At 40.1% G+C, this 8,871-nt stretch carries 5 protein-coding genes and 1 pseudogene; all 6 read right to left on the bottom strand.

What is annotated here, in order from left to right; genetic code table 11:
* Nucleotides 1-139 precede the first annotated feature (139 nt).
* A complete protein-coding gene (locus CBG25_RS14760; protein WP_290607566.1) occupies nucleotides 140-634 on the bottom strand; it encodes a hypothetical protein in 495 nt (164 codons plus the stop codon).
* Nucleotides 635-994: 360 nt separating this feature from the next.
* The gene (gene mukB, locus CBG25_RS14755; protein ID WP_290607564.1) at nucleotides 995-5,443 is read right to left on the bottom strand and encodes a chromosome partition protein MukB; all 4,449 of its coding nucleotides are present in this window, start codon (nucleotides 5,441-5,443) and stop codon (nucleotides 995-997) included.
* A 2-nt stretch (nucleotides 5,444-5,445) separates the two neighbouring features.
* Nucleotides 5,446-6,153, bottom strand: a complete 708-nt coding sequence (gene mukE, locus CBG25_RS14750) for a chromosome partition protein MukE (RefSeq protein ID WP_032116338.1) — start codon at nucleotides 6,151-6,153, stop codon at nucleotides 5,446-5,448.
* Nucleotides 6,134-7,456 carry a chromosome partition protein MukF gene (mukF, locus tag CBG25_RS14745; protein WP_290607562.1) on the bottom strand — a complete coding sequence of 441 codons (1,323 nt, stop codon included), beginning with the start codon at nucleotides 7,454-7,456 and terminating at the stop codon, nucleotides 6,134-6,136. Before mukF ends, mukE begins: the two co-directional genes overlap by 20 nt.
* 11 nt (nucleotides 7,457-7,467) lie before the next feature.
* Nucleotides 7,468-8,243, bottom strand: a pseudogene (cmoM, locus tag CBG25_RS14740) (tRNA uridine 5-oxyacetic acid(34) methyltransferase CmoM).
* A 256-nt stretch (nucleotides 8,244-8,499) separates the two neighbouring features.
* Nucleotides 8,500-8,871: transposase (locus CBG25_RS14735; protein WP_290603757.1), on the bottom strand; the 372-nt coding region annotated here is incomplete at its 5' end.

Here is an 8,871-nt window from a genome sequence, read left to right as displayed (position 1 = left end):
TTCTTCGACTGATAATCCAATGATTGCTTTACATAAACGATTATCTCGTAACAGCCGCTCTTTGTTGATCATTTCAAACCTTTATTCTCTAAGTTAAACCTCTTTTTATTCTCAATAGCGTGACAAACAATGCAAGTCTCTATTCAGCAACTAGTTTATTACATATAAAATATAAATAACCCAACATAGCATCTGACAAAATAATATCTCGTTCCATCTGATTGAGTTGTTTATTTTTTACTAATAGGGATAGCAATTTACCAAACTGAGGCTGAAAACCGGCCAACGCTAATTCTGCTAACTGCTGCTTAAATTCTAATACTGCTGTTTCATCATCCCACAATGGTTGCATATTATTTTCAGCATAGAGCTTAGCTAACCTGTCGGTATATACTAAATTAGTACCTGGTGATAAGAAGCCTTGCAGCTGCTGACGACTTTTTTGTATCTCTTCAGCAGTTACATTTTTCTGCTCAGAAACCAAATTGATTAAAGGAACTTGGATATTTGTGGTTGTGTTTATTTGCGCGAGCTGTGCACACGCTGGTGTTACTGTCAATATTACACAGCCTATTAATGAAGCACGCAGAGTGTTGACTCGTTTATTCGCCATAATACCACCTTTATAATTCATTTTTATTGTTTTAATACCAGAGTAAAAAATTTATTTTTAGAAGGTTAAAATTAACTAATCTGTTGTGGTTTATTTGATACAAATTTAAATAATTTTTTATTTAAAAATAATCATATTTATAAATTAATTTATAACCTGCACTGATAAAGTAAATTTTCATTTAAAATAAAATCCCATAAATTTTAGATTTAATACTTATTAAAAATTAAATTACCAACCTACTATTTAAAATATAATCTTCGATCACTTTATTTTCAATTGCAATACTTAATTTACTTTTAAAACATAGCGGTAATAAAAAAACCGCTATCAAGAAATAGCGGTTGTTAAAATATAAAAATAAATTTTTACTACTTGAAATTAAGTGACAGCAAAAGATATTTTTAACTGTTTATCTTCTTGTCCAAAACCTTTCAAACCAACGACATGAACATGCTCCTGTTGGCCAAAAACCTTACGTACCAGCTTATAAGTCGTCCCTTTTTCCGGACTGATATTTTCAGGCGCAGCAATAATTAATTGCATTTTTAATCGTTCACAAAGTTCAAATAATGTTGCAATCGATTTAGCATCCAATCGAGCCGCTTCATCCAGGAATAAGAACCTACAAGGTAAAATATCTTTACCTCGTAATCGTTGTGACTCTTCTTCCCAACTCTGTACCACCATCACCAAAATTGACATGCCTGTACCAATTGCTTCTCCCGTCGACAGCGCGCCGCTTTCAGCTTTGAGCCACCCATCCGAACCACGATTAACTTCAACATCCAGTTCTAGATAATTACGATAATCAAGTAATTCTTCACCAATTGTTTGAGGCAGGCGTTGGCCAATATCTAGCTGAGGGTTTAAACGTTGATAAAGCTTTGCCATCGCTTCAGAGAATGTCAGACTTTTATTTTTAAACAGATCCTGATGATGTTCGTGCTCTTCTGATAACACATCAAGTAGAGATTCATGACTTTGTCGAATATTAACATTAAGCCGAACCCCTTTTACTTGTCCAAAAGCAACGGACTGTAGCCCTTGGTTAAGCAGGCGGATGCGATTTTGCTCACGATGGATCGTTTTACGGATAATATTTGCCACACTCTTCGCACTAATGGCCAATTTTTGTTCACGGGCCGTCAGTTCTTCTGTCAAACGCGCTAATTCAATTTCCATTTGTTCAATGGCATCAACCGGATCATCAGTACAAATAATGTCTTGTCGAATACGTTCACGTAAATGTTGATAAACCGCAATAAAGAACGCTACTTTGCGCTCTGGTCGTTTAAGATCTTCAGAGGCACGTAATACATCGCGTAAATGTTCATTATCCGCTACCGCTTGTCTAAGTGCACCTAGCGCTTTATCTGACATCGAACGTAAACTATCGCCATCCATATAAGCTAATTCACGCCGATGTAAACGACGCTCGACACCGTTTTCTCTGACCATATGCATTACAGCACACCAGCCAGATTTACCGGAGACCACCTGCTCGCGAAGTTGGTAATAATCCCGCTCTAATTTACGTAATTTTTTCTGCCAATTGTCCATTTCAGCTTCACAAAATGCGATCTGTTTTTCCAATTGGTTAATGCGAGAGCGATTAGCATTTACAGCTTCATAAAGTTGGTCTCGGCGTTCGCGTGCCCGTTTTTCAGCATTGCTATCTGCTTGAACGCCAATCGCTTTTATTTCAGCCTCTAATTCCCTTAGCATATCCTGCTTAGTTTCATAAGAGCTACGCAGTGAAGCTAATAGTTGGTTAAATTGCGCCGTTTTAGTTTGTTGTTGCCTCAACTGTTCACGTACCTGACTACGCTCTTTTTCAGCCTGTTCCAGACGCTTGCGCAGTTTATTATTTAAATCGGTATTTTCTGATAGCATCTCCGTCGAGTCGTGATAACTAAAATGAGCGCGACGTTGAGCAACTTCAATTAAAGCAAAAGATTGCTGTTTAGATTGTTGCTGCAACTGTTTGACCTGTTCATATTCATGACGTAATTGCTCATGCTGCTCAGGATCACTTTGTAGGACGTTGGCTATTGGCTCTAATTTTGCTAACGATTTTGCATGCTTATGCAAAAAGTGCCCTGCTTCTTCTGCCTCTGCCAATGCTTCACGGATTTCTTCAATCCGAGAGACTAGCGTTTCATCCATTAGCAAATTAATTTTTGGCAACAATCGGTTTAAACTCGACAAACGTTCTTTGGTCGCAGTATGTTGCTGTTTTTGTTGTTGTGTTTGTGCTTCAAATTGAGCTAATTGGCGCTCAAGCTCATTTTTACGTTGATTTAAAGAACGAATTTCAGCCTCTGGATCGGCGTCAAAAACCACCGCCAGATGTTTACCAATAAAACCACTAAATGCATGATGAGCGCGTTGTAATTTTTGCATATCAAATGAGAGAGTCGCATAACGCTCAGCTAAGGTATCTCTCTCTTGGCTCAACATCTCCAGCTGATTTTCACGCGCTGCCCGACCAAATAGGGGGACTTCAGGGTAACGAGAAAAACGCCATTGACGCTCTGACGATCGTACTAATACTGCCTGGTCAAATTCTTCTGCATTAAACACGCTATCATCAAAAGATTGCGGATCGCCTTCAATAAAATAGACATCATCAGGACATTCGGCTATCAATTCACCAAGCTGTGAGTGAATTTTTGCTAGCTCAGGAATAACAATACCATGTCTTGCTGGACCATAGAGCGCTGAAAAATAAGGTGCATCATCAATAGTAACGTCATCATAAATTTCAGATAACAAAACACCACCAAGCCGTTCAGCTAGGCCAAGTAAGCGGTTATCGTCAGCGCCGCTCGGTTGACTAAGATGAGCTATTTGTTGCTCCAATTCACGCTTTTGACTGGCGACTTCATCACGTTCAACGGTGATTTCACGTTCTTGTTCCAACAATTGCTGTAGATGCTCGGTAATTTCATGACTATGGCTAAAATTATCATTAGCCTGCACAGTTAATTGATTAAGGGCATCTTGTGCTGCCAGCCAAGTAGGTGCTTTTTTGGTTAGGGTTTGAATTTTTTGTTTGATCTGCTCAAGCTCTTGACGCATTAACATGCTATGCTCACTACTTTCACTAACAGAAATACTCAGTTCCTCTTGCTGAGTTTCTAATTCTTCCAGTAGTGTCGTTAATTCATCTGGCTGATATTGCTGTTCAGAATATTGACAAAACTCGGCTAAAATGCGTTGGGCATCTTGCTGACTATTAAGTTTTTGCTCCAGTTCAGCTAATTGCATCTGTAGCGGCTTAATACGTTGGGCAAGATGTTGCTGTGAAGCCCAGTCGCGCAATACTTCACGTGCTTTTTGATAAGCCTTATCCCGTTTTACCTCACCGCTGATATCGTTAACTAAGCTATAAGCTTGGTCAAATTGGTTAGTCGCCGCATCAATAACACTGATTTTCTGCTCCAGAGCAAGTAATTTTTCGGTATTCTGTTGCTCTTTTTGCTCAAAACTAGTTAAAAATTGCTCAACATTATCTGGCGTTAGTTTAGGCAATTGGCAAATTTTCTTTGCCCGTTCCAACGCTTGCTGGGCTTTTTGATATTGAATTGCACGCGTTTGCTGAACATCTAACGCTTGCTGATAATCAGCCAGTTGACTTTTTATCTCATCAACTTCTAATTCAGCCGCCTCAACTTTGGCTTCAAGCTCAGTTTGCTGCTCTAATGCTTGCTCAACAACTTCACTCTGCTCTTCCAGACGATAAGTTATCTCTTCAATGTCGGTCTGATAGCGATCAATTTTTTCCTGCTGACGTACCGCGGCTTGGACTAACCCCAGATGGTCACTTGCTGCCTGAAAATCCGCTTCTAAATCTAATGAAGAACCATTTTGTTCATCCAATTTACGTACCATTTCAACATGACGGGTCTGGGCAGCTATCAGTTGTTTACGGCCGTCAAATAATTCCGCTCGAACAGCAAGTGCGCTATCTAGATGCACCCGACGTTCATTAGCATGCCGCATATAATCAGCAGAAACATAATCCGTTGCTTCATTGATTAAACGTCTAAATAAGTCACGATCAGATTGAGTGACGCGGATCGCTTCAAGAGTTAACCTATTTTCACGCAAAGCCGCTTCCATATCCTGAAAGGCTTTGCGAACACCACTATTTTCAGGTAACAGATAATCACGTAATGAACGCGTAATGGCGCTGGAAATTCCACCGTATAAAGAAGCTTCAATTAAGCGATAAAATTTGCTCCTGTCACTCGATGATCTCAATCGTTTTGGAATAATACCCAGCTCAAATAGCTGGGCGTGGTAATCAGTGATTGAATTAAATTGTTTAAACTGTACACCTTCAATCGCATCCATCTGATCTTTTAAATCATTTAACCCAATTACCCGCGCTTGACGTTCTTCTACTTGCTCAGTCAAAATATGAGTCGGTAAAACTGCCGTTGGTAACCTTTCGATTATGAAAGGTTTTATATCAACTTTTTTATCACGTCCCGCAATTTGCTGTAAGCGAACCCCCACTAAAATACGCTGATGGCGAGAATTAATGACGTCCAAAATCGAATAACAAACCCCCGGGCGTAATTTTCCATGCAGCCCTTTATCGCGCGATGCCGAGGTTGCACCCGCTTCGGTGGTATTACGAAAATGCAACAAGGTTAAATCAGGGATCATAGCGGTAATAAATGCCGCCATGGTGGTCGATTTGCCGGCACCATTGCCACCAGATAACGTCGTTACTAACTCATCCAAATCAAACGTTCTGGCAAAAAAACCGTTCCAGTTGATGAGCGTGAGTGAGCGAAACTTGCCTCGTTCTAACATAGCTATTCATCCTCCGCTTCATCTTTGTCATTATCATTATTTTCGTTATCTGTTAATGATAAGTTATCTTTTAACGACATAGCTTCACCATCACGGATCATCCGTAACTGGGCTTGCTGTGGATCATCGCCACTACGCACATCAGCACCAAAACGAAAGACAGATTCGGTGATCATAAAACGGTGACTGTCATTTTGTAAAAAATGAACCATGCCTAATCGGCGTAGGCGATTAAGCGAAGTGCGAAGCTTTTCTTGTAATTTTTGTTTATCTAAATCCGTCCCTGTTGAGCGCTGATTGACAAACTTCAGTAGTTTACTTTCATCCGCTAGTGACAATAGTTCTTCAAACAGTTCCTGCGCAGTAAAAATACCCTGATTCGAAAGTCTTTCCGGGCTTAAATAAAGATAACAAAGAATTTTGCCAACCATCATATCTAATTCAGATAAAACTGAGCGAGGAATTAATGTGGTCGAACGTGGCCGTAAATAGAAAAAACCTTCCGGAGCACGGATCAGCTCAACATTATAGCGAGCATAAAAAGCCGTTAATTCCTGTTCAAAATCCATCAAAAAGGCATGATTATCCAGATCATCAATGCCAATATGACGCCCGGCTCGAAGCTGGCTATCCAATTCAGGGAAAAGGGAGCTGACTAAAGCTTGTGCCAATTTTACTGGCATAAATTGTTCAATATTTGTCGATGACATGTGCCTGTACCTTGGCTCCGTAATCATTAATCGCTAACCATTCAGGATGGATACCTGAGAAATCCGCTTCTGCTATACCTAACTTAACTGCCTGATCGACAATAATACGCGCAACATCAAAATGCCGTTTCTGTGGATATTTAGTTAAGTAGTCACGTAATATTAAACCAATATCCAATGGATGCTGATCTTTCTTATAGCCAGCCAATGCCTGCTCCATTATCTCAATCAGTTGTTCATTAATCTCATTAAATTCTTCATATTCCAGTTCAGCTGGCAACTCACCTGTCACTTCTTCATTACTCAATACCAGATCTTCATCACGCACATCAAACAATCGTTCGGCATTGGCTACCGTTAAGGCCCAAGGATCGGTAAAATAATTTTGCACCGAGAGGCGCAGGCGTTGCGAAAATATTCTATTTTTATCCATATCAATGGCAGTACGAATAAATTTGTGCACATGGCGATCATAGCCAATCCAGAGATCGATAGATTGTTGCCCCCAGCTAATAATTCGATCAAGCTTACTTTGTAGATCAAATACTAGCTTATCAACCAATTCTGAACCACCTCCATTCATATTGGCCTCTTGGATACGTAACAAATTAGTCTGTAATTTATCACCAGCCGCTTCTAACGTATCTTGTAATTCACGTAATGTGCCAGAAGTTTCCGTTAAAAGTTGTTCACAATTGGCAATCGCTGCCTGCCAATCCTGACTGAGTAATGCGGAGATGTCTTCCTTTACACTATTTTGCTGTTCATCCATCACACGCTGTGACATATCAATACTGTCAAAAATTTCTGCCACCGAATATTTTAATGGTGCAAAGACATGGCGATGCCAATGAAATTCATCACCCCCTTCTTCTGCGGCATCCGCTGCTCGACTTAATTCACCAGCTACTATCGAAAGTTGCATAGATAAACGTAAGGAAGAAAATTCCCGCTGGCGAATGTAATAATCACTGATGCCTATACCAAGTGGCGTTAAACGGTAAATTGCATTACCTTCAATGATTTCACTTGAAAAACGATTAAATAATTTCTGCCTTACCATATCATTAATGGCATTATTAGCTCTGGCAGTAACCGTTTCTGCGGTCTGCTCGAATCCTTTACTGACTTCACGAAAAGCATCAATTAATTCACCTTCACTCATTTCGCCATCGAGCCGCTCACTATTAAGAACAGCAACAGCCAATAAAAAGGCCAGACGCTCAGCAGGTAATGAGATTGAAAAATCATTTTTCCGCGACCAGGATACCAATTCCGGAACAGTCTGGGAAAATTCACCCATAATTCATCCTTTCACATAGACTTGCATGCCATAACATGAATATAGCGCCCCAGATCAATATAGGGTTGTTGTCGACAATAACGCTGCTCCAAAGCAAGCAACGCCGGAAAATCTTTATTTTGTAACTGACGGCTTTGTAGATAATCATGAAAAACCCGTACACCTGTTTTACCAACTATTCTAAAATCAAATTCTGCCAGCCATTGATATACTGTTTCTGGTAATAACGGATTTAGAGGAGTGAGTGAACGTTTGCGGCGTCGCTGAATATTAGGTGTCGCTAAATGGAAGTTACCTAATACAGCATTTCTCATCACCAACCCATTCGCATTATAAAACATGATAGAAAATGCGCCACTGGGTTAATTATATCCGCTAGGGTTTTTATTGCAGATTTTTGTTCACTGATCCATTCAATAACTGCATGAAACAATACTAAATCAACTGCTCCCATTTCTGTTAAATATTGCCTAATATTTTGAACGGAAGAGTGAATTAATTGCATGTTATGGCTTACTTTTTTTTCTTTAGCCAATAATTTGGCGCGTTCAAGCATTGTTGCCGAAATGTCACAAACAATAACTTGATGCCCCATCGCAACTAGCTTGCTTGCAAAAAAACCTTCTCCCCCACCCGCGTCTAATATCTTTAGCGGTTTATTGGGTAATAAATCAAGCAAAGAGTTAAGATCCTGCCAAATAACAGCTTCGCGTATTTTTCCCTTGGTTGTACCATAAATATTTTGTGTAAACTTATCTGCAATATCATCAAAATTGCGATCTACCATGAAAAAATACCCCGATAACTACTATTATAAAACTTAATCGCCATTGACGATAAAAATATCTATTCAACCTACATATTGTTAATAAAAAAACAATAATATTTTCATTGAAAATGATTTCTATAGGGCACCTCGAAAAACTCAAGATTTTCAATTAACCCTTGGCTTTCATTCTAAATAATTAGATTTTTTTTGATTATCACGCTACTGATTCTATCGCACATTGCCCTGGCTAGGGCCATTTGACCCATTCTGGGCGTCAGAAAGCCACGATGCACGCGCTCTGGAAGTACGCCAACCGCTTTAGGTTGTAACATGCTGCCATCATCGTCATGGCAAAATTAGCGCGCACCTGTCCAATGGTGCGGATCAGTTTTCTACCCATTTGTTCCATCGCCGCAAATGCATGTTCAACCCGTGCCCTAGTCTTTGCAATCCTGTGGTTTCGCCCTTGCTGAGTCTTGGACAACGGTTTGTTTCGATGGCCTTTACGCTGAATCTGGCTCCTATAGCCGTTTGCCTTCAGCCAAGCTTCCCGCTCCGCAGAGGGATAGCCTCGGTCGGCGTAGATATTGCGATTGGTGTTGGCCTTGTCAATGACCCTTTCGAAATGCTGACTGTCGTGGGTGCT

The organism is Arsenophonus sp. ENCA, assembly GCF_002287155.1.
GTDB classification, from domain to species: Bacteria; Pseudomonadota; Gammaproteobacteria; order Enterobacterales; family Enterobacteriaceae; genus Arsenophonus; species Arsenophonus nilaparvatae.
The sequence above is the reverse complement of the archived record's forward strand: the minus strand, read 5'-3'. Positions and strand labels throughout refer to the sequence as shown.